Annotated in this window: 14 protein-coding genes; 12 read left to right on the top strand and 2 right to left on the bottom strand. The window is 73.7% G+C overall.

The features are described from left to right. Window positions 1-143: 143 nt before the first annotated feature. The 11 genes from AB0H71_RS28495 (at window position 144) to AB0H71_RS28445 (ending at window position 17510) form a co-directional block, all read left to right on the top strand. Entirely contained in the window at window positions 144-4127 is a 3984-nt protein-coding gene (locus AB0H71_RS28495) for an amino acid adenylation domain-containing protein (protein WP_357026894.1), read from the top strand. Window positions 4128-4175: 48 nt separating this feature from the next. Beyond that, the gene (locus AB0H71_RS28490; RefSeq protein ID WP_357026940.1) at window positions 4176-5918 is read left to right on the top strand and encodes an IucA/IucC family protein; all 1743 of its coding nucleotides are present in this window, start codon (window positions 4176-4178) and stop codon (window positions 5916-5918) included. Then, the gene (locus AB0H71_RS28485) at window positions 5915-8161 is read left to right on the top strand and encodes a penicillin acylase family protein (protein WP_357026892.1); all 2247 of its coding nucleotides are present in this window, start codon (window positions 5915-5917) and stop codon (window positions 8159-8161) included. Before AB0H71_RS28490 ends, AB0H71_RS28485 begins: the two co-directional genes overlap by 4 nt. After that, window positions 8158-9573: a peptide synthetase gene (locus AB0H71_RS28480; protein WP_357026890.1), complete on the top strand. Its 1416-nt coding sequence runs from the start codon at window positions 8158-8160 to the stop codon at window positions 9571-9573. Before AB0H71_RS28485 ends, AB0H71_RS28480 begins: the two co-directional genes overlap by 4 nt. Next, the gene (locus AB0H71_RS28475) at window positions 9563-11101 is read left to right on the top strand and encodes a pyridoxal-dependent decarboxylase (RefSeq protein WP_357026888.1); all 1539 of its coding nucleotides are present in this window, start codon (window positions 9563-9565) and stop codon (window positions 11099-11101) included. The genes AB0H71_RS28480 and AB0H71_RS28475 overlap by 11 nt, the downstream gene beginning before the upstream one ends. Next, the gene (locus AB0H71_RS28470) at window positions 11094-12410 is read left to right on the top strand and encodes a SidA/IucD/PvdA family monooxygenase (protein WP_357026886.1); all 1317 of its coding nucleotides are present in this window, start codon (window positions 11094-11096) and stop codon (window positions 12408-12410) included. The genes AB0H71_RS28475 and AB0H71_RS28470 overlap by 8 nt, the downstream gene beginning before the upstream one ends. Beyond that, window positions 12410-12658 carry an acyl carrier protein gene (locus AB0H71_RS28465; RefSeq protein ID WP_357026884.1) on the top strand — a complete coding sequence of 83 codons (249 nt, stop codon included), beginning with the start codon at window positions 12410-12412 and terminating at the stop codon, window positions 12656-12658. Before AB0H71_RS28470 ends, AB0H71_RS28465 begins: the two co-directional genes overlap by 1 nt. Then, window positions 12655-13791: an acyl-CoA dehydrogenase family protein gene (locus AB0H71_RS28460; RefSeq protein WP_357026882.1), complete on the top strand. Its 1137-nt coding sequence runs from the start codon at window positions 12655-12657 to the stop codon at window positions 13789-13791. Before AB0H71_RS28465 ends, AB0H71_RS28460 begins: the two co-directional genes overlap by 4 nt. Beyond that, window positions 13788-15059, top strand: coding sequence for a wax ester/triacylglycerol synthase domain-containing protein (locus AB0H71_RS28455; protein ID WP_357026880.1), 1272 nt, complete (start codon window positions 13788-13790; stop codon window positions 15057-15059). The genes AB0H71_RS28460 and AB0H71_RS28455 overlap by 4 nt, the downstream gene beginning before the upstream one ends. After that, on the top strand, window positions 15056-16693 hold the full coding sequence (locus AB0H71_RS28450) for a long-chain-fatty-acid--CoA ligase (protein WP_357026878.1): 1638 nt from the start codon (window positions 15056-15058) through the stop codon (window positions 16691-16693). Before AB0H71_RS28455 ends, AB0H71_RS28450 begins: the two co-directional genes overlap by 4 nt. Window positions 16694-16820: 127 nt before the next feature. Further along, window positions 16821-17510, top strand: a complete 690-nt coding sequence (locus AB0H71_RS28445; protein ID WP_357026876.1) for a hypothetical protein — start codon at window positions 16821-16823, stop codon at window positions 17508-17510. A 61-nt stretch (window positions 17511-17571) separates the two neighbouring features. Here the strand turns inward: AB0H71_RS28445 and AB0H71_RS28440 are convergent, their stop codons facing one another. Next, window positions 17572-18798 carry a hypothetical protein gene (locus AB0H71_RS28440; protein ID WP_357026874.1) on the bottom strand — a complete coding sequence of 409 codons (1227 nt, stop codon included), beginning with the start codon at window positions 18796-18798 and terminating at the stop codon, window positions 17572-17574. A gap of 22 nt (window positions 18799-18820) precedes the next feature. On the opposite strand from AB0H71_RS28440, the gene AB0H71_RS28435 reads away from it, so the two are divergent. Continuing rightward, window positions 18821-19210: a Txe/YoeB family addiction module toxin gene (locus AB0H71_RS28435; protein ID WP_357026872.1), complete on the top strand. Its 390-nt coding sequence runs from the start codon at window positions 18821-18823 to the stop codon at window positions 19208-19210. 37 nt (window positions 19211-19247) lie between these two features. Here the strand turns inward: AB0H71_RS28435 and AB0H71_RS28430 are convergent, their stop codons facing one another. Next, the gene (locus AB0H71_RS28430) at window positions 19248-19823 is read right to left on the bottom strand and encodes a DUF1707 domain-containing protein (RefSeq protein ID WP_357026870.1); all 576 of its coding nucleotides are present in this window, start codon (window positions 19821-19823) and stop codon (window positions 19248-19250) included. Window positions 19824-19852 lie beyond the last annotated feature (29 nt).

Genomic DNA, 19852 nt, shown 5'->3' with positions numbered 1-19852 from the left:
AAAGAACTGTCGAACGGGCCGGAAGCGGCGCGGTATATCCGCGCGTCCGTACCGGGTGAAAGCTGTTGTGCCGCAACACATCACACTCGACAGGGCGGCAAATTAGGGTAACCTAAGTTCACATTCTGCGAGAGGCGTTGTCGATGGTGGTCATTCGTTCGGAGACGGATCTCGATATCCGGGCGGAAGTCGGCTCGGTGCTGGGAATCGCGCCGGAATCGCTGGATTTCGACGGCGATCTGATCCAGCAGGGGCTGGATTCGCTGCGCATGATGCGGCTGTCCGGGAGATGGCGGAAACGCGGGCACGATATCGATTTCGCCCGGCTCGCCGCCGACCCCACGTTGCGCGCCTGGACCACCCTGCTGATCGGTGAACTCGGCGCGCCGGAGGAGGCACTCCCCGAAATAGACACCACCGCACCCTTTCCGCTGGCGCCCATGCAGCACGCGTACTGGATCGGCCGCTCGCACAGCCACGCCTTCGGCGGGGTCGCGGCGCACCTGTACATCGAGTTCGACGGCGCGGTCGCCGATGCGGCGCGGTTCCGGGCCGCGGTGGCGGCGCTGCTGGAGCGGCACCCCATGCTCCGGGTGCGGGTACTGCCGGACGGCACCCAGGTGATCGGCGCCGCGCACGAGGGGGCGATCGCGGTGCACGACCTGCGCGCGGCGCCCGACCCCGAGGCCGCGCTCGCCGAACTCCGCCGCACCGGCACGCACCGCGCGCTGCCGATCGAGGACGGCGCGGTGCTGCGCGCCGAGCTCAGCCTGCTCGGCGGCGGCCGCACCCGGGTGCACCTGGACGTGGACATGATCGCCGCCGACGCCATGAGCTACCGGGTGCTCGTGGACGACCTGGCCCGGCTCTACCGCGGCGAAGAGTTGCCCCCGCTCGGCGTCACCTTCCCCGCGCTCGCCGCGGCCCGCGCCGGCCGGGCGCCGAAGGAGGCCGATCTGGCCTGGTGGTGGGGGCGGATCCCGCACCTGCCGGGCCCGCCCGAGCTGCCGCTGAACGATGCGGCCCGGCGCGGCGCCACCGAGCCGGCCACCGTGCGGCTGCACCACGCCATCGACGCCGCCGACCGCAGGCGGCTCGAGGAGCACGCGCACCGGCGCGGGGTCACCCCGGCGGCGGCGGTGGCCGCGGTCTTCGCGGAGGCGGTCGGCGCCTGGTCGGCGAGCCCGCGCTTCCTGCTCACCGTTCCGCTCTTCGACCGCGACCCGGTGCACCCGGACGTGGAGCGGGTGGTCGGCGACTTCACCTCCTCGCTGCTCGTCGCGGCCGACCTCACCGAGCCGCGCACGCTCGCCGAGCGGGCGGCCGCCATGCGCGCCGCGCTGCACGAGGCGGCCGCGCACGGCAGCGTCGGCGGGCTGGACGTGCTGCGCGAGCTGGGCAGGCACCGCGGCGAGCCGGTGGTCTCGCCGGTGGTCTTCACCAGCGCGCTCGGGCTGGGCGAGCTCTTCTCGCCCGCCGTCACCGAGGTGCTCGGCGAGCCGTCCTGGATCGTCTCGCAGGGCCCGCAGGTGCTGCTCGACGCCCAGGTCACCGAGCTGGCGGGCACGCTGCTGCTGAACTGGGACGTGCGCGCCTCCGATCTGGAGCCGGGCGCCGCCGAGGCCATGTTCGGCTACTACGTGCGGCTGCTCGACCTGCTCATCGCGGGCGACTGGGACGTGCGGGCCCCCGACCCGCTCGCCGGCGACGTGCGCGCCGAGCGGCTCGCGGCCGAGCGCCCGCTGCCGGAGACCGCGCACTTCGACGGCACCCTGCACGGCCGGGTGCTCGCGCTGGCCGAGCAGCGCGGCGCCGCCCCCGCGGTGATCGCGGCGGACCGCACCCGCTCGCACGCCGAGCTCGCCGACGAGGCCCGCCGGATCGCGGGCGCGCTGCGCGCCGCCGGGGTGCGCGGCGGCGACACCGTGATCATCGACCTGCCCAAGGGCGGCGACCAGGTGGCGGCCGCGCTCGGCGTGCTCACCGCGGGCGCCGCCTACGTGCCGCTCGCCCCGGCCCAGCCCGCCGCCCGCCGGGAGCGCATCGCCGCCGTGGCCGCCGCCGCGGCGGTGCTCACGAATCGCCCCGCGGCCTGGCCGGATTCGGTGGCGCTCGAGATCGGCGCGGCCCGCGCGGCCGCTCCCGTCGAGCCGGTGCCGGTCGCCACGGACGACCTCGCCTACGTGCTCTTCACCTCCGGCTCGACCGGGCTGCCCAAGGGCGTGCAGGTGCCGCACCGGGCGGCGGTCGCCACCCTCACCGACCTGGCCGACCGGTACGGGCTCGGCGCGAAAGACCGGACGCTGCAGGTCTCCTCGCTGGAGTTCGACCTCTCGGTCTTCGACATCTTCGCCGCGCTCGCGGTGGGCGGCGCCGTCGTCGTCCCCGGCGACGACGAGCACACCCGGGCCGACACCTGGGCCCGGCTGCTCGGCGAGTGCTCGGTGACGGTGCTGAACTGCGTGCCCTCGATCCTCGGCATGCTGCTCGACCTGGTCCCGCTGCCGGACCCGCTGCGGGTGGTGCTGCTCGGCGGCGACAAGGTCGACGTGGCGCTGCTGGACCGGGTCGCGGCACAGCTTCCGGCCTGCCGGGTGGCCGGGCTGGGCGGCACCACCGAGACGGCCATCCACTCCACCGTCTGCGAGCGGCCGCAGGTGCCCGCGGGCGCCGCCTTCGTGCCGTACGGCACGCCGCTGGCCGGGGTGCGCTGCCGGGTGGTGGACGCCGCGGGCCGGGATCGGCCCGACCTGGTGCCCGGCGAGCTGTGGATCGGCGGCGCGGGGGTCGCCGACGGCTACCGCGCCGACCCCGGGCGCACCGCCGACCGCTTCCTGACCCGCGACGGCGTGCGCTGGTACCGCACCGGCGACCTGGCCCGCTACCTGCCCGGCGGCTTCCTGGAGTTCCTCGGCCGCGCCGACCACATGGTCAAGGTGCGCGGGTACCGGGTCGAGCTCGGCGAGGTCGAGGCCGGGCTGCTCGGCCTGGATGCCGTCGGCGCGGCGGTGGCCTGGTCGGACGGGCGCGAGCTGCGCGCCGCCGTGGTCGGCACCGCCGAGGGCGAGGCGCTGCGCACCGCGCTCGCCGATGTGCTTCCGCCGCACATGATCCCGCGCTCGATCGCCGTGGTCGACGCGCTGCCGCTCACCGCCAACGGCAAGTACGACCGGGCGAAGATCCGCGAGCTGGCCGGCGCCGAGGAGCGGACCGCGGTCGAGCCGCGCACCGCGCTGGAGCGGGTGCTGGTCACCGTGCTCGGCGAGATCCTGCCCGCGCGCCCGCTCGGCGTCACCGACGACTTCCTCGCGCTCGGCGGCGATTCCGTGCTCGCCACCGCCTTCCTGGCGCAGGCGCGGCAGTGGCTGGACACCCCGGAGCTCACGGTGGCCGATATCTTCGTGCGCCGCTCGGTGGCCGGGCTGGCCGAGCGGATCGCCGAGCTGGAGGGCGTGCGCGCCGGCCGGGTGGCCGAGACCGTGCTTGCCGTGCTGCGGCTGACCGATACCGAGGTCGAGGACGAGATCGCCGGCGCCGCACCGCACTACCCGTTCGAATCGCGGCCCATGGAGGTCGAGCGGGACGCGGCGCTCGCGCACGGCTGGCTCACCGACCCCAAGGCGGCGTACTGGGGAATGCTCACCAGCACCGTCGCCGAGGTCGAGGAGCTCATCCGGCACAGCGCGGAGATCGGCGGCGACCCGAGGTATGGGCTGCGCATCGGCTGCTACGAGGGCACCCCGGAGTTCCTCTTCGAGCTCTACAACCCGGCGACCAGCGAGCTGGCCGAGCCGGGCACCGGCTACGCCGCCGAGCCCGGCGATATCGGCATGCACCTGCTGGTGGCGAGCACCGACCGCGCGCTGAGCGGCTTCACCGGCGCGGTGATGCTGCACATCATGCGCACCGCCTTCTTCGAGCTCGGCGCGGAGCGGGTGGTGGTGGAGCCGGATGTCCGCAACCTCGAGGTGCAGCGGTTGAACGCCGCGGTCGGGTTCGCCGTGGCCGGCGACCACCCGGTGGGCGACAAGGTGGCGCGGCTCAGCTACTGCACCCGCGCCGATTTCGTCCGGGTCACCGGCAACGGCCGCTTCCTCGCCCCCGCCTTCCGCCGCACCGATTCCTGAGAGGCCGACGTGACCCCCGCTTCGTACTGGCCCGCCTACCACCGCCGGATGGCGGTCAAGGTGCTGGCCGAGCTCTGCCACGAGCGCTTCCTCCGCCCGGAGGCGGCGGCGCCGGGCGAGTACCTGGTGCGCTCCGGCGACGGCCGCACCGCGTACACCTTCCGCGCCGAGCTGCTCGCGCTGGACAGCTGGCACATCGATCCCGGATCGCTGCGCCGCACCCGCGACGGCGCCGCGCTGCCGATCGACGCCATCGCCCTGGTGATCGACCTGGCCCCCGCGCTCGGCATCGCGCCGGAGGCGCTCCCGGAATACCTCGAGGAATTCCGCAATACCCTGCTCATCGGCGCGGGCCGCCCGGACGAGCGGCGCCTCCGCTCCGCCGAGCTGGCCGCCGCCGACTTCCAGACCATCGAGCGCAGCATGACCGAGGGGCACCCCTGCCTGCTCGCCAATGCGGGCAGGCTCGGCTTCAGCGCCGACGACGTCGAGCGCTACGCGCCGGAGCAGGGCACCCGGTTCCCGCTGCCCTGGCTCGCGGTGCGCAGGGCGGACACCGATTTCGCGGCCATGTCCGGCGTCGGCTACCGGGAGCTGGTCGAGGCCGAGCTGGGCGCGGCGACGCTGGCGCGGTTCACCGCGGTCCTCACCGGCCGCGGCCTCGACCCCGGCGAGTACTACCTCATGCCGGTGCACCCGTGGCAGTGGACCGAGCGGATCCGCCGGGTCTACGCGATCGACCTCGCCGAGCAGCGGATCGTCCCGGTCGGGGAGAGCGACGACCGCTACCAGCCGCAGCAGTCCATCCGGTCGCTGTTCAACACGGCCACCCCGCGGCGGCACTACGTGAAGCTGGCGCTCTCCATCGTGAACATGGGCTTCACCCGCGGCATGTCGGCGGACTACATGCGCACCACCCCGCTGATCAACGACTGGGTGCGCGGGCTGATCTCCGGCGACCCCTACCTGGACGAACTGGGCTTCGCGGTGCTGTACGAGGTCGCCGCCATCGGCTACCGGAGCCCCGAGCTCACCGCGCTCACCGAGCCCGGCTCGGAGTACCGCAAGCTGCTGTCCGCGCTGTGGCGGCAGAGCCCGATCCCGCTGGCCGCGGCGGGCGAGCAGCTCACCACCATGGCGGCGATGCTGCACCTCGATCACGAGGGAACGCCGCTGGTGCGGGCCTTCATCGAGCGCTCGGGGCTGCCCGCGGAGGAGTGGCTCACCCGCTACCTGCGCTGCTACCTGCACCCCATCGCGCACCTGCTCTACCGGTACGAGCTGAAGTTCTCCCCGCACGGCGAGAACCTCATCCTGGTGCTCGACGGCGGGGTGCCGGTGCGCGCGGTGCTCAAGGACATCGGCGAGGAGGTCTCGATCTTCGGCGACGCCGCCGGGCTGCCCGAGGCGGCCCGCCGCGCGGTGACCGAGGAGCCCGACGAGATCCGCGCCATGGGGCTGCTCTCCGACGTCTTCGACGACTTCCTGCGGCACCTCGCGCTCATCCTGCACGCCGACGGCCTGCTCCCCGACGACCGATTCTGGGCCCTCGTGGCGGCAAGCCTGCTCGACTACCGCGACCAGCACCCGGAGCTCGCCGACCGCTTCCGCCGCTGGGACCCCTTCGTCGAGACCTTCCCCGCCATCCACCTGAACCGGCTGCAGCTCGGCGACAACCGGCGCATGGTCGACCTCGGCAACTCCTACGCCACCCTGGTCGCCGCCGACCACGCCCTGGTCAACCCCATCGCCGCCTACCGGCCCGCCGAGCGGGAGGTCCCGGTCCCGTGACGATCGAGATCATCCGCGATGCCACCGGAATCCCGCACATCCACGCCGATTCGGCGGCCGGCGCGCTCTACGGGCAGGGCGTCGCCGGCGGTACCGACCGGGCCTGGCAGCTGGAGTTCCTGCGGCTGCGCGCCGAGGGCCGCACCGCCGAGGTCTTCGGCACGGGCGCCGTGGGCTGGGACGAATTCGCCCGCCGCTCCCGGATGGACGCCGCCGCCCGCCGCATCCACGAGGCGTCCTCGCCGCGCACCCGGGCGCTGATCGCCGCCTACGTGGACGGCGTCAACAGCACCCTGGAGACCGCCGATGCCCCCGAGCTGACCGAGTTCGATCACCGCCCCGCGCCGTGGCAGCCGTGGACGCCGATCGCGGTGTTCCTGGTGCACCACATCCTCTTCGGGCGCTTCCTCACCAAGCTGTGGCGGCTGCACGCCTGCCGCGCGCTCGGCCGCGACGCGCTGGCGCTCTTCGACTGCGAGGGGATCGACCCCGGCGAGCCGACCGTCCCCGCCCGGCCGAGCGCGGAATTCCTCACCGAGCTGCTCGGCCACCTCCCCGAAGCGGCCGGGACGCAACCGGATTCGACGCCCTTCGGGGACGCGATCTCCGGCAGCAATGCCTGGGGCGTCGCCGGTGCCCGCACCGCGAGCGGCGCGCCGCTGATCGCCGGTGACCCGCACCGCTTCCTCGAGCTGCCCGGTATTTACCAGCAGTTCCACCTGGCGGCGCCGGAGTTCGACGTGGTCGGGTTCGCCTTCGCGGGCGTGCCGGGGATGCCGCACTTCGCGCACGCCGGTGCGGTGGCGTGGGGGATCACCAATGCCATGGGCGATTACCAGGATCTCTACCTGGAGCGGCTCACCCGGAGCGCCGACGGCGTGCGCGCCGAGACCCCGGACGGCCCCGCCCCGGCCGCGGTGCACACCGAGCGGATTCTGGTGCGCGGTGCCGATCCGGTGCCGGTCGAGATCGTGGTCACCGGCAATGGCCCGGTGATCATCGGCGGCCCGGAGGCGGGCTTCGCGCTGAGCCTGCGCACCCCGATGCTCGCCGACCCCGGCATCACCTTCGACCCCGCGCTCGACTTGCTCTTCGCGACCTCCACCGGCGAGGTCGAGGCGGCGCTGCGCGGGTGGGCCGAGCCGGCCAACCGCATCGTCATCGGTGATACCGCCGGGCGGCTCACGCACCACGTCACCGGCCGCATGCCGGAGCGAGCCGCGGAGAACTACTGGCTCCCGGTGCCCGGCTGGGACGCCCGCTACCAGTGGCGGGGCTACGCCACCGAATCGGTGCGGGACGGCGATGTCGACGCCGCGGTGCCCGGCCACTCGGTCATCGCCAACCAGCGCATCCCCGGCTCGCCGCCGCTGCAACCGGTCACCACCGAGTGCGTCCCGCCCTTCCGCGCGGACCGCATCCACACCCTGCTTGCCGCGAATCCGGCGGTGCGCGTTGCCGATTGTGAGGCCATCCACGGGGACGTGCAGCTCGACCAGGCCGCCGCGCTGCTGGACCGCATCCGCGACCTCCCCGAGCTGACCCCGCCCGCCGAGCAGCTGCGTGCGCGGCTGCTCGGCTGGGATCGCGCCATGGCCGCGGAGAGCACCGACGCCTACCTCTTCGCCGAGGTCAGGTCCCGGTTCGTCGCGGCGATCACCCGCGACCCGGCGCTCGCCGGGCTGGCGACGCCACACGCTTTCCCGCGCGTCTTCGACCCGTGGTTCGTGGCGGGCACCCGGCTCGCCGCCGCGCTCGACTCGGTGCTCGAGCACGGGCCGCGGCTCGGGGTCGGGATCGCGGCGGCGCTCACCGCCGCGGTGGAGGGCGTGGCCGGGCTGGAGACCATTCCGGCCTGGGGCGACGTGCACGTGCTCGCCCCCATCCACGGCATGGATCTGGCCGGGGCCACCCCGCGCCACCCGGAGCTCTCGGCGCTCGTCCGGCCCGGCCGGTACCGGCTCGGCGGCGATGCCGAGTGCGTGCTCGCCACCGGCAGCGCGGTCGGCGTCGCGCACGCCTGCGCGGTCGGCCCGGCCGCGCGCTACGTCTGGGATCTCGCCGACCGGGATGCCGGGCGCTGGATCGTGCCGCTCGGCGTGAGCGGCGACCCGCGCTCGCCGCACTTCCAGGACCAGGCGCCGCGCTGGGCCCGCGGCGAACTCATCGACATCGTCAGCGACTGGGCCGTGCTGCGCGCGAACGCCGCCGCCGTCCACCGGTGCACGCAGGGAGAAGCATGACCGTACTGACCGACACCCGGCTGGAGCTGGTGCGCAGGCGGCTGGCGGCCGCCGGGCTCGCGGGCGGCCACCGCTTCGCCGCCCCGGCGCTGCCGCGGCTGGACACCGGCGAGTTCGGCATCGCCGAGCGCCGCATGTGGAAGATCTACGAACTCGACCCGGACTCGCTCTCGCACACCATCGGGCTGGTCCTCCGCTTCGACGGCTCCTACACCGTTCCCGGCCTGGTCGAGGCGGTCGAGCTGGTGGTCAGGGAGGCCGCTGTACTCGGCTCGGTCGTCTCCGTGGAGTCCGGCGTGCCACGCCGGGTGCCCAGCGATACCGCAGGGGAGTGGATCGAGCCGGGTGCGGTCTGGGCGTGGAACGCGCCCGCCGCGACCGCGGACGAGCTGGTCCGGATCCCGTTCCGGCTCACCGAGGAGCCGCCGCTGCGGGTCCGGGTCGCGGCCGACGGCGACGGCGTCACCGTGCTCTTCGTCGTGCACCACCTCGCGGTGGACGACACCTCCTGGCCGCTGCTGCTCGGCACCCTGATCTCCGGCACCTGGCCGGATGCCGCGGCGGTGCCGCCGATCCAACGCCCCGCCCCTCGGGTGGAGGCCGCGGTCGAGCACGCACGGCAGACCTGGGCCGCCGACGGCATCCGCTTCCCGCTCTCCGGCGAGCTTCCCGCGGTGAGCGCAGAGGAGAGCTGGATCGCGCCCATGGACGAGGGCGCGGGCGCCCGGCTGGTCGAGCCGGTCGACCCGGCCACCGTCGCCGCGCTGGACGCGGTGGCCCGCGAACTCGGCGGCACCGCCAACGCGCTCCTCATCGCGGTCACCGCGCTCGGCGTGCACGCGCTCACCGGGGCCGGGGAGCACGTGCTGCTGGTCCCCGCCGACAACCGGCAGCCCGGCGACCGCCCGGACCGGGTCGGCTACAGCGGCAACATCGTCCCTATGCGCTTCGCCGTCGACCCGGCGGCGAGCGTGCGGGCGACGCTGCGCGCCGCCGTCGCCGTGGTCTACCGGGCCATGGAGTTCGCCGGGGTCGACTACGGCACCGTGCTCACCGCGCTGCGCGCCGCGGGCGGCCGCTTCCCGGTCGCCGAGATCATGGCCTCGGTGCGCACCGCGCCGCTGCGCGGCATCCCGGTGCCGGACGGTGCCCGCGTCACCTGCGACGCCGTCTTCACCGGCATCGCCCCCTACCCGCTCACCCTCGCCTTCGAGCTGGCCCCCGGCGGCGGGGTGCACCTCGAGGTCGACCACCAGCTCGGCACCGTCGACGCCGCCTTCGCGCGGCGCGCCGCCACGCTGCTCACCGCGCTGGTCGCGCGGGTGCCCGCCGCGCTGGACGGCACCGTGGCCGCCCTGGTGCGCGAGCTCACCGAACCGAATCGTGAAACGAGGACTCCCCGTGTCAGCTGAATCCGTGCTCCCGTGGGGGAGAGCGTCCCGCTTCGCCGGCCCCGGCGCGGGCTGGTCCGAGGTCGGCACCGGGCTGGCGCAGGTCGCCGCCGCGGTCGGGGAGCGGCACCACGGCGCCCCGCTGCCCTCCGGCGACCCGCTCGCCATGCTCGCCGCCGTCGCCGAGGTGCTGGGCCCGGAGCGCATCGCGGAGCGCGGGGTCGGCTCGGCCACCGCGCTCACCCGGCTCGCCGAGCTGGTCGCCGCCTACGGCCTCGACCTCACCCACCCGCTCACCGCCGCGCACCTGCAGCCGCCGCCGCTCACCGTCGCGGTGGTCGCGGACGCGCTGGCCAGCGCCACCAATGCCTCGCTCGACACCTACGACTCCGGCCCGGCCACGCTCGCCATCGAGCGGTGGACCGTCAACGCGCTGGCCCGGCTGGCCGGCTTCACCGAGACCGCGGGCGGCGTCTTCGGCCCCGGCGGCTCCTACTCGAACCTGCTCGCGCTGCTCATCGCCCGCGACTACACGGCCGCCGGGCACGGCGTGAACACCAGGCAGGAGGGGGTGGGCGGGCTGCACCGCCCGATCGTGCTCTGCTCCCGGATCGCGCACTTCTCGGTGCACCGGGCCTGCGCCGCGCTCGGCCTCGGCGAGGCCGCGGCGATCCCGGTGCCGGTCGACGCCGAGCACCGGATGATCCCGGAGGCGCTGGACGCGCTGCTGGGCCAGCTGAGCGCCGGCCACACCCCGGTCGCGGTGGTCGCCACCGCCGGCACCACCGACTTCGGCAGCGTCGACCCGCTGCCCGCGCTCGCCGAGATCACCGCGCGGCACGGGGTCTGGCTGCACGTGGACGCCGCCTACGGCTTCGGCTCGCTCTTCTCCGACCGGCTCGCCGGGCTGCTCACCGGCATCGAGCGCGCCGACTCCATCACCCTCGACCTGCACAAGGTCGGCTGGCAGCCGGCCGCGGCGAGCGTGCTGCTCCTCGCCGACCAGCAGCGCTTCGCCTCGCTCAGCCGCTCGGTGGCCTACCTGAACCCGGACGACGACGTCGAGGCCGGGTACGGCGGGCTGCTCGGCCAGACCCTGCAGACCACCCGCCGCCCGGACGTGCTCAAGGTGGCCGCCACCTTCCTCGCCTACGGCAGGCGCGGCCTCGGCGCCATGCTGGAGACCTGCCACGACCTGGCCGGGTACGCCGAGCGGCGGATCGCCGCCGAGCCGCAGCTGGAGCTGGTCGCGCCGGTCACGCTCACCACCGTCGTCTTCCGGTACCGCTGCGAGGATCTCGACCTGGACCAGGTCAATGCCGAGCTGCGCAGGCGGCTGATCAGCTCCGGCACCGCGCTCGTCGGCCGCACCCAGGTGCGGGTGGGCGGCGAGGGCGAGCCGCGCACCTGCCTCAAGCTCACCCTGCTCAACCCGGAGACCGCGGCGAGCGATATCGACGCGCTCTTCGACGAGCTGCTCCGGGTCGCGCTCGAGGTCGAGTCCGAGGCGCTGGAGCCGAGCGGCGCGATGGTGACCAGCCATGAGTGACGTCGACATCCTCGCCGTCGGCTGCGGGCCGTTCAACCTGGGGCTGGCCGCGCTGGCCTCCACCGTCGCCGACGCGAATGTCCTGGTGGTGGACTCGGCGGACGAGTTCCGGTGGCATCCGGGGCTCCTGTTCGAGGAGGCCAAGCTGCAGGTCAGCTTCCTCTCCGACCTGGTCTCGCTGGTCGACCCGACGCACCCGCTCTCCTTCCTCGGCTACCTCGCCGACGTGGACCGGCTCTACCCCTTCCTGGTGCGCGAGGACTTCTTCCCGACCCGCCGCGAGTACGAGGCATACCTGCTCTGGGTGGTGCGGCGGCTGCCGTCGCTGCGCTGGCGCACCACCGTCGACGAGGTGCGCTGGCTGGACGACGCGGGCGTCTTCGAGGTCGCGGTGACCACCGCGGGCGTCGCCTCGACCATCAGGGCCGGGCACGTCGTGGTCGGCATCGGCACCGAACCCTCCGTCCCGCAGGCACTCTCGACCACCTCGCCCGCGCTGCTGCACAGCGCCGAATACCTGACCCACCGCGAGCGCGCGCACGCCGCGGGGGCGGTGACCGTGATCGGCTCCGGGCAGTCCGGCGCCGAGATCGTGGCCGACCTGCTCGAGGCCAACCTGTCCGGCGGCCCCGCGGTGCGCTGGTGGACCCGGACCCCGTGGTTCGCCCCGCTCGACTTCACCAAGCTCTCCCTGGAGATGACCACCCCCGCCTACATGGAGTACTTCCACGGCCTCCCCGAGGAGACCAGGGACCGGGTGCGCGCGGGGCACTGGCAGTTCCACAAGGGCATCTCCGCGGCGACCTTGGAGCGGCTGCACGACCTGCTCTACCGCAGGCAGCTGCTGGAGAAGGCGCAGCCGGTGCAGCTGCGCCAGGGCGTCGCGGTGGAGGGGGTGGAGCCGCTGGACGACGGCGCGCTGCGGGTCAGGGGCAGGCACCTCGACACCGGCGCCGCGCTGGCGCACACCGCCGACCTGGTCGTCGCCGCCACCGGGTACCGGCCGCGGCGGCCGGATTTCCTCGCCCCGCTCGCCGACCGGCTGCACCGGGACGGCAGGGGCCGGTACGTGATCGAGCGGGACCACTCCGTCGCCGCCGAGCCCGCGCTGGCCGGGCGGCTCTTCGTGGCCGCCGCCGAGGCGCACGCCATCGGCGTCTCCGCGCCCAACCTCGATATCGGCGCGGTGCGCAATGCCCGGATCCTCAACGCGGTGCTCGGCCGCGAGGTCTACCGGCTGCCGCGGCACACGGCGTTCACCAGCTTCGGCCTCACCGACGACGACGTACTCGACCAAGGAGACCACTGATGTCCGATCACATCCGGGAAACGCTGCACAGCATCCTCGCCGAGGATTTGGACCTGCCGACGGCCGAGATCACTCCGGCCGCGCTGCTCATCGAGGACCTCGGGCTCGACTCGGTGGCCTTCGCCATCGGCGTCGTCGCCATCGAGGAGCGGCTCGGGGTGCAGCTCACCGACCGGGAGATGGCCGAGACCGCGTCCGTCGGCGAGCTGGAGGAGCTGGTCCGATCGAAGGCGGGCGTCGCCCCGTGACCGCGTACGACGAGCTGCTCGACGCGGCCTTCGACGACCGCGTCCGGCACTGGACCGAGCAGGCCGAGCGGGACGAGCGCTTCCCGCGCGCGCTGCTCGAGCACCTCGGTGCCGCCGGGGTCTTCGCGCACAAGTGGCAGGATCGCAAGATCACCGACCTCGGTGAGCACTTCGCGCTGGCGGGCAGGCTCGGCGCGCTGAACTCGGCGGGCATCGGCGTCGGGGTGAGCCTGCACGATTCGGCCATCGCCGTGCTGCGCCGCTTCGGCCGCACCGACTTCCTGCGCGACCTCGCCGAGCGGGCCATCCGCGCCGAGGCGGTGCTCTGCATCGCCGCCTCCGAGGAGGCGGGCGGGTCGGACCTGCAGCACGTCGGCACGGTGATCGAGCCGCACGACGGCGGCTACCGGGTGGCCGGGCAGAAGAAATACGTCTCGCTCGCGCCGATCGCCGACCAGATCCTGGTGGTCGGGCGGGCGCCGGGCGGCGCCGAGGGCAATGTCGCGCTGGTCATGGTGCCTGCCGCGCAGGTCACCATCGACACTCCCTACCGCAAACTCGGTGCCGGGCCGCTGGATACCGCCGCCGTCACCATCGACACCTGGGTGCCCGCCGAGGCGCTGGTCGCCCGCGCGGGCACCGGGCTCGCGGTGATCAGCTGGGGGCTGGCGCACGAGCGCTACTCGGTGGCCGGGCAGATCGCCACCGCCTGCGAGGCCATGCTCGGTATCACGCTGGCCCGCATGGTGACCCGCACCCAGTTCGGCAAGCGGCTCTACGACCACCAGGCGCTGCGGCTGCGCGTCGCCGACCTGCAGGCCCGCACCGACCTGCTGCGCTACGCGCTCGCCGGGGTCGCGGCCGAGGGAAAGATCGATCTGCGCACCGCCGCCGCGCTCAAGGTGACCGCCGCGCAGCTCGGCAACGAGGTCGCCGCCGAGTGCCTGCACATCTTCGGCGGCTCCGGCTACCTGGAGTCGGAGACCCCGATCGGGCGCTGGTGGCGCGATATGAAGCTGGCCCGGGTCGGCGGCGGCACCGACGAGGTGCTGTGGGAGCTGGTCGCCGCGGCCATGCGACCCGACCACGAACGCTACGAAGCCCTGTACTCCAGTGAGGTGGCCCCGGCATGACCAGTCCCGTCGAACTCGCCCCGGCCGACTGCACCTATCTGCACCTGGACACCGCGCGCAGCCCCATGCACTGGGCCATGGTGCTGGAGCTGGCGCCCGGCCCGCGGCTGCACCTCGACGAGGTGCGGGCCCGGGTACGCGAGCGGGTGCGGCTCTACGACCTCTTCCGGCTCGGCGTCCGCAACGGCCGCTGGCGGCGCGCCGAGGCGGTGCTCGCCGAGCGGGTGGACATCGATAAGCACGTCACCGGCGCCGAGTACCGCGACGACGCCGACCTGCACCGGCAGCTCGCCGCCCGGCACGAGACCGCGCTGCCGCGCCCCGAACCGCTCTGGCACATCACGCTCTTCACCCCGGCCGGCACCGGCGTGCAGTACGTGCTGCTGCGGGTGCACCACGCGCTCTCCGACGGCATCGCCGGCGCCGCCTTCGCCGCGCTGCTCGCCGACGGCGGCCCGGAGCAGCTCACCGAGTTCGAGCGCTTCGCCACCACCCCGCGCTACCGCATCCCGAGTATCGATCCGGAGGTGCTGAAGGAGTCCAAGGCCGCCTTCGAGGACCAGTGGAAGGCGGGCAGGTCCGGAAGGGACTGGCCCGAGCTCACTCGCTCCGGCCGCAGGGAAGTCGCGCTGACCAGCGCCTCGACCCGCGACCTGCGCCGCGCCGCGCGCAACCACGGCGCCTCCGTGCACGAATTCCTGCTCGCCGCCATCGGCCGCACCCTGAGCCTCGCGCCGCCCCGCGACACCAGCTCCGAGCTGCTGCGGGTAACGCTGCCGGTCACGCACGACCAGGGCTTCCGGCACACCGGCAATGCCGTGCTGGTCTCGCTGGTCAACCTGCTCGGCGCCGAACCCGCGCTGGACCGGCAGCTGGAGCGGGCCCGCGCCGAGCTGGCCTTCGTCGCCGCCAAGCGCCCCGAGCTGTCGCTGGCCGCCACCGACGACGCGCCCAAGATCCCGTGGCCGGTGCACCGGGCCATCGCGAATGCCTCCATGCGGCGGATGAGCCCGGATATCCACATCGGCATCAACCCCGGCTTCTCCCAGGTCCGCGCGGTACTCGGCACCCCGATCGCCGCGCTCACCCCGATCTCCCCGCTGGTCGGCTACTCCTTCTCGGTGACCGGGCTGATCCTCGGCGGGCGCACCTCGTTCGGCATCGTCACCGACCCCGCGGCGCTGGCCGACGGCTACGCCGCCACCTTCGCCGGGAACTTCGACCGCGTGCTGCGCGAGGCGGCCGAGCGGGAAGGCGCGCATCCATGAGCAGACTCACCGACATCCTCTTCGGGCAGCCGCCCTCGGAGATCTCCGGGCTGTGGAGCGGCGACGACGCCGGCTCGCTGACCTACCGAACCTGGGCGCAGCTCCAGGCCGCCGCCCGGCGCGCGGCCACCGGGCTGGCCGAAGCCGGGGTCGGGCCGGGCAGCTCGGTGACGATCCTGGCCGGTGACGCCGCCGACGTCGCGATCATGGTGCAGGCCACCTGGCTGCGCGGCGCCGCCTTCACCATGCTGCACCAGCCCACCCCGCGCACCGACCTGGCCAAGTGGCTGGACGACACCCGCGCGGTGGCGCGGATGCTGGACGCCGCCGTGGTCGCGGTCGGCGCGCCCTTCACCGACGTGGTGCGCGAACTCGACCTCGGCGCGCCGATCGTCGTGATCGAGGAGCTCACCGCCAGCGAGGTCCCGGCCGAGCCGGTGCTGACCGTCGGCGACGACCTCTGCATCCTGCAGCTCACCTCCGGCACCACCGGCGTGCCGAAGGCGGTCGCCATCACCGGCGGCAACATCATGCAGAACCAGATCGCCATGGCCGACGCCGCCGGATTCCGCTCCGGTGACGTCGTGGTGAGCTGGCTGCCGCTCTACCACGACATGGGCATGATCGGCATGCTGCTCACCCCCATGCTGGCGCGGGCCACCGCCGTCATCACCAATCCGCTGGCCTTCCTGAAGAACCCGCTCTCCTGGGCGGAGATGATCGGCCGGTTCGGCGGGCACGTCACCGCCGCACCGAACTTCGCCTACTCCGTGCTCGCCCGGCGGCTGCGCCGGGCCCCCGACGGCGCCTACGACCTCTCCACGCTGCGCGTCGCGGTCAACGGAGCCGAGGTGGTGGACCGGGCCACGCTGGACGAGTTCACCGCCGAGGCCGTGCGGTTCGGGCTGCGGCCGGAGGCGCTCATGCCCGCCTACGGCATGGCCGAGACCACCCTCGCGGTGTCGTTCACCAGGATGCGCGCGCGGTTCGCCGTCGACGTGGTGGACGGGGCGCGGGCCGAGCGCACCGGCAGCGTGGTCCGGGAGGGGATCTCGCAACCGCGCACCCTGGTGCGGCTCGGCCCCCCGGTGCCCGGTATCGAACTGCGCGTCGTCGACGAGCACGGCGCGGTGCTGCCCGCGGACCGGATCGGCACCATCCTGGTCCGCGGCGCCGCCGTCGCCAGGCGCTACCTCGGCCCGGACGGCTACGTCGACGCCCAGGACGCCGACGGCTGGCTCGACACCGGCGACCTCGGCTACCTGACCGGCGACGGCGAGGCCGTCGTCACCGGGCGGAAGAAGGACGTCATCATCGTCGCGGGCCGCAATATCGCGCCCACCGTGGTCGAGCGCGCGGCCTCCGGCGTCGCCGGGGTGCGGCCGGGCAGCATCGCCGCGCTCGGCATCCAGCTGCCGAGCATGGCGCGCGAGGGGATCGCGGTGATCGCCGAATCCGAGGCGGCCGGGGACGGCGACGCGTGCGAGCGGATCCGCCGCGAGGTCGCGCGGGCGGTGCACGACGAGGTCGGGATCGCGCCCGCGATCGTGGTCATCGTGCAGAAGGGGGCGCTGCCCAAGACGCCGTCCGGGAAGTTGCGGCGGGCGTCGGCGGCGAGTCTGATCCCGAGCTGACGCGCGGGCGCCGCCGGGTGACCCGGCGGCGCCGACGTTGCCGGACAGAACCGCTGTGCCCGAGCGAGATCGGCGCGCGGGCCGATACCCTGTCGTCCAGCATCACCCCGTCGGACGTTGGACGCCCATGAGATCGAGCAGGCCGGACCCGGCCCTCCGCACCCCGCCCGAACCCGCCCGCGAGTGGCGCGAAACCCGGCTCCGGCTCCGCTGGGTCGCGCTGCGCGCCTGGGGCGCCCTGCTCGGCACCCTCGCGCTCGGCCCCGCCACCGGCGTCCTGGTCTACCTGGAAGCCACCGCGACCACCCCCGGCCCGCAGCGCCTCGCCGCCACCGGCTCCACCTTCACCGGCGCCGCCTTCGTGCTCTGGACCCTGGTCCTCGCGCTCCCGCTCTTCCTGCGCTACCGGCGCCGCCGCCGCGCCCTGCGCCGCCCCTGGCAGCAGTTCTGGTTCGAGCACCTGCCGCGGAACGGCCGCGACTGGGTGATCCTCATCGACCTGGACGGCCAGATCGCGGGCAGCCTCGTGCTCCGCTCCCGCGGCGGCACCGCCGACGCCCTCCTCGACTCCGCCAGCGACGCCATCTGGTTCGCCGGCGACCCGGCCCGCTTCGGCGTCCTCTCCCGCCCCGGCGGCCTCGACCTGCACGACGCCCGCCGCCCCCGCTTCCGCACACCCCCCGCCCCCACCTTCCCCACCCCGCCCGACGACCGCTTCGACCCGCCCACCGCCGTCTTCACCATGATCCGCGACGGCGACCGCGTCGTCATGCGCGCTGCCGACGGAACCGGGGGTCCCGGTAGTAATCGCCGGTGAATCAACGGATATGGCGGGTGAGCGTGGGGCCTCGGGTGATGATTCGTCCCCGACAGCGGTGTCACGGCGCGGCGACGTCCACGTCGATGAGAGCCGACAGGATGGCTTCGATCGCCGCGACGTGCTGTCGAACGGTCGCGGTGTCGAACGGGCTGCGCAGTTCGATGGACAGCCGGCCCTGGAACGTGGTGAGAAAGTAGGCGTTGGGAGCCGTGTCGGCCGTGGCCTCGGGCAGCATGCTGCGGAAGTCGTCGAACCGGAGTCGTTCGGGCGCGCGCAACGGCGGCACGATGCCCCAGTTGCTGGAGAGGACCATGACACGCCGTTCGGACTCGGGGACCTGCCCGACTCCGGCGGCCGTCATCGTGCGGTCGAAGAAGTCCAGGCCGGCCCGGTGTATCTCGCCGGTCCGCAGGTCGTCGACGAGCTGTGCGGTGATCGTCTTCGCCAGTTCGACGATGTCGGTGACGTCCGTCGCGGGGGTGAAGTTCGCGTGGCCCAGCGGATCGGTGGCGGCTTGCGCGGCCACCGGCGGCGAGAGCCGGTCACGCAGATTCACCGGATACGAGTAATGGATGCGTTCGGCGGGTAGGTCCCTCGATTCGGTCTCGACCCGCAGGATCGCCGCGGAGATCACGCTGTTGAGCGTCGACTCGTGTCGCCGCGCGAACTCCAGCAGCGCCGAGGTGGCGTCCTCGCTGAGCCGGCACCGGGCTCGCGCGACCGCGAACCGGCGAATGGCGTCGAGGGGCCGGCTCGGCGCAACGGGCGCGGCGGGCGGCTGTGCGGCCCTGACGATTCCGCGCTCGGCCAGCAGCGTCTCCAACGACTTCGGGTAGCCCCACGGCGTGGTGTCCAGCGGTTCGCCGTGCACTGCGTCGGTATACAACGACCACAGGTCTGCGAGCAGGGCGTAGGAGTGGCACGCGTCGGCGATGCTGTGATGGGTCAGCAGGGTCACCGATGCGCGGTCGTCGTCGTGGTTGATGTGCAGGGCCGCCAGCGCGCGGCGCTGGTCGGCGCCCACAATGCTGATCGCTCCGTCTACCTCGCCCGCCGACACCACGACGCCCGGCAGCGGACCGGACCTGGCAATGATCGCGAACCCGTCGTCGTCCGCCGCCAGCGATGCCGCCAGCACCGGATACCGTCGCCGCAATGCGGCGAAAGCGGTGGACAGCGCGGCGATATCCAACTCGCCGCGCACGCGCACGGAGTAGCCGACGTAGGCGCCGCCCATCGCGAAGAGCCGCTCGCTCGGAGCGAGTGATCGGATACGACTGGACACAGGGGCTCCTCGACGGCGTGGGATGTGTCGGTGGACGACCACCTCGACCCACTATTCCGACACGGTGGTCGCGATCCAATCGACGCCGTGGTTGGGGTCAGTTGGTTTTTCGGCGGTTGCTACCGGGAACCCGAACCGGCACCCGCTACCCCCTCGCACACTTTCCAGCACCGACCAGGGGTGGCGCAGCTACTCCGCCTGGCTCACCCGGGACCGGCAGATCCTGAAGGCGGCGAACAAGATGATCGACGCCGCCCTCGCCGACCCCTTCGCCGGGATCGGCAAACCGGAGCGCCTGAAACATCAGCTCGCGGGCAACTGGTCCCGCCGCATCACCCAGGAGCACCGGCTCGTCTACTACGTCACCGACACCGACATCGTGGTGATCCAGGTCGGCACGCACTACGAGTGACTACCGCCGCGCGGCCGAGCGGGATCGGCCCGCGATTCTACGATCCGTCCCTTTTGTCCTCGAGCTCGCGAATCCGCGCACCGGCCTGCTCCAGCCGCTTGCGCCGGGACTTGGCATCCGCCTTCTTGAGCTCCTTGTACATCTTCTCGTCCTCGTCCCCGAAGTGGTAGAGCAGCCGGGGCACCGAGAGCGTCACCGCCAGCGAGGGCCAGACCAGCCACGCCCAGCTCCAGTCCACGGCGAACTGCAGGATCAGGAAGACCAGCAGGGTGAGCCCGAGGATCACCCCGTCGACCGTCTCCACCACCTTGCCGCGGTGCCGCAGCGACTCCAGCTCGGCGGCGGGCGAGCTCTCCTCCGGCTTCGCGAGCGGCTGCGGGCGTGGGTCCCCGACCCGCTCGATCGCCCCGCTCACCTCGCGCAGCGGCACCCCGCCGGGCAGCCCGCGGAAGGGCTCGCGCAGCGCCGCGAGGGTCCGGCCGGCGGCGACCGCGCCGGACCGCTCGTAGAACTCGTCGCCGTCCAGCCGGCCCGCCGCGTAGTGCTCGCCGAGGACGTTCAGCGCGTGCAACCGCTCCTCGTCGCTGAGCCGGATGTCGTCACCGTCGGTCATCGTCGCGCTCCGCTGTGAGGGGTGGGTCG

It is taken from the genome of Nocardia sp. NPDC050697 (assembly GCF_040654395.1).
GTDB lineage: Bacteria > Actinomycetota > Actinomycetes > Mycobacteriales > Mycobacteriaceae > Nocardia.
Note: the sequence above shows the minus strand (reverse complement) of the source record. Positions and strands in the feature narration are given on the sequence as shown.

Coding starts and splice junctions, on each gene's coding strand:
- AB0H71_RS28495 (WP_357026894.1), top strand. CDS start 144: ATGGTGGTCATTCGTTCGGAGACGGATCTCGATATCCGGGCGGAAGTC.
- AB0H71_RS28490 (WP_357026940.1), top strand. CDS start 4,176: ATGGCGGTCAAGGTGCTGGCCGAGCTCTGCCACGAGCGCTTCCTCCGC.
- AB0H71_RS28480 (WP_357026890.1), top strand. CDS start 8,158: ATGACCGTACTGACCGACACCCGGCTGGAGCTGGTGCGCAGGCGGCTG.
- AB0H71_RS28470 (WP_357026886.1), top strand. CDS start 11,094: ATGAGTGACGTCGACATCCTCGCCGTCGGCTGCGGGCCGTTCAACCTG.
- AB0H71_RS28465 (WP_357026884.1), top strand. CDS start 12,410: ATGTCCGATCACATCCGGGAAACGCTGCACAGCATCCTCGCCGAGGAT.
- AB0H71_RS28455 (WP_357026880.1), top strand. CDS start 13,788: ATGACCAGTCCCGTCGAACTCGCCCCGGCCGACTGCACCTATCTGCAC.
- AB0H71_RS28450 (WP_357026878.1), top strand. CDS start 15,056: ATGAGCAGACTCACCGACATCCTCTTCGGGCAGCCGCCCTCGGAGATC.
- AB0H71_RS28445 (WP_357026876.1), top strand. CDS start 16,821: ATGAGATCGAGCAGGCCGGACCCGGCCCTCCGCACCCCGCCCGAACCC.
- AB0H71_RS28435 (WP_357026872.1), top strand. CDS start 18,821: ATGTGTCGGTGGACGACCACCTCGACCCACTATTCCGACACGGTGGTC.
- AB0H71_RS28430 (WP_357026870.1), bottom strand. CDS start 19,823: ATGACCGACGGTGACGACATCCGGCTCAGCGACGAGGAGCGGTTGCAC.